Source organism: Pseudomonas sp. R62 (genome assembly GCF_000257605.1).
Lineage (GTDB): Bacteria > Pseudomonadota > Gammaproteobacteria > Pseudomonadales > Pseudomonadaceae > Aquipseudomonas > Aquipseudomonas atacamensis.
Genome location: NZ_JH635999.1, coordinates 567099 through 568134, shown reverse-complemented (window position 1 = coordinate 568134; position 1036 = coordinate 567099). Strand labels below are relative to the sequence as shown.

General features: G+C 58.4%; 2 protein-coding genes. Both read right to left on the bottom strand.

What is annotated here, in order from left to right; all coding sequences use genetic code 11:
• Nucleotides 1-242: 242 nt before the first annotated feature.
• The gene (locus tag OQK_RS20965) at nt 243-443 is read right to left on the bottom strand and encodes a hypothetical protein (RefSeq protein WP_016774113.1); all 201 of its coding nucleotides are present in this window, start codon (nt 441-443) and stop codon (nt 243-245) included.
• 11 nt (nt 444-454) lie between these two features.
• Nucleotides 455-697: a hypothetical protein gene (locus tag OQK_RS20960; RefSeq protein WP_016774112.1), complete on the bottom strand. Its 243-nt coding sequence runs from the start codon at nt 695-697 to the stop codon at nt 455-457.
• Between the last annotated feature and the right edge of the window lie 339 nt (nt 698-1036).

Below are 1036 nucleotides of genomic sequence, written 5' to 3'. Positions count from 1 at the left end.
CTGGTGATTGGCCGGGTCGACGGCGAGCACTTTGGTGGTAACGGAATCGGCCTCAACGACGGCGGATAACGGAATGTCGGCAGCCAGAGCGCCGAAACTCGTGACAGAAAGCAGCGTTGCGAGAGTGATGGCCTTGGCCAGAGCGTCGAGCTTCATATGCATTACTTTCCCTGTGATGAAATGGCGACACCCGCCACCAGAACGACTTCAGCGACGGGCGTGCCAGTGAGCATAGACGCTGTTCAGGGCTTGACCTGGGTTTGTGGCCCTCGGGTGTGTGGCTTGGCGGTCTCTTGCGCGGTGGATTCGCCACTCGGCGTGCCCTTGCCGCTGTCCTGCCGCTGCTTGGGATCGGTCGGGCGCAGCGCATCGTTATCGCGTTCGGTTTCGCCGGCCGGGCGCGGTTCGTCGGGATTGTCGTTCTGGTTGATGGTCTTATTCATGGCAGAAGTCCTCAGGCTTCGGGATCGTCGAGTTCGCGGGCGACGTTGACCTCGGGTGACTGCTTGTGCAGATCATCGGCTTTGGCGCGCAACAACTGCCATTGCTCAAGATCAATCGCGCCTTGGCCGAGCAGGTCATCGGCGATGCGCTGCAGATCGAAATAGTGAGCGTCGGGCGATTGCTGCCAAAGAGTCTGATCGTCGAACAGGCGTTGCCAGGTGTTGAGGTCTGGGAGTTGCACGTCGTCGCTCATGGGTGAGTCCGAAAATGGCGGGTTTCTGGGTAGAGCCTATTGGCGAAGGGAGAGTTCCGAGCGGTTTGATTAGTGGCGACCTTGCTGACGCCATCGCTGGCAAGCCAGCTCCCACAGGGATTGGGGTTAGGCTGTAATTCATCGGTGTTTTTGAGATAGCTATCGCGAGCAGGCTCACTCCTACAAGAGCAAGAGCAAGAGCAAGAGCAAGAGCAAGAGCAAAAGCAAAAGCAAAAGATCGCAGCCTTCGGCAGCTCCTACAGTCCCACGTTCACCTATAGGCCGAGTGTCAGCTCGCCTGCTCTTGATCTTGATCTTGATCCACCGGCGACGTCGGAA

Bases quoted from the DNA above. Each gene is read 5' to 3' on its own strand.
- OQK_RS20965 (WP_016774113.1), bottom strand. From the start codon at position 443: ATGAATAAGACCATCAACCAGAACGACAATCCCGACGAACCGCGCCCG.
- OQK_RS20960 (WP_016774112.1), bottom strand. From the start codon at position 697: ATGAGCGACGACGTGCAACTCCCAGACCTCAACACCTGGCAACGCCTG.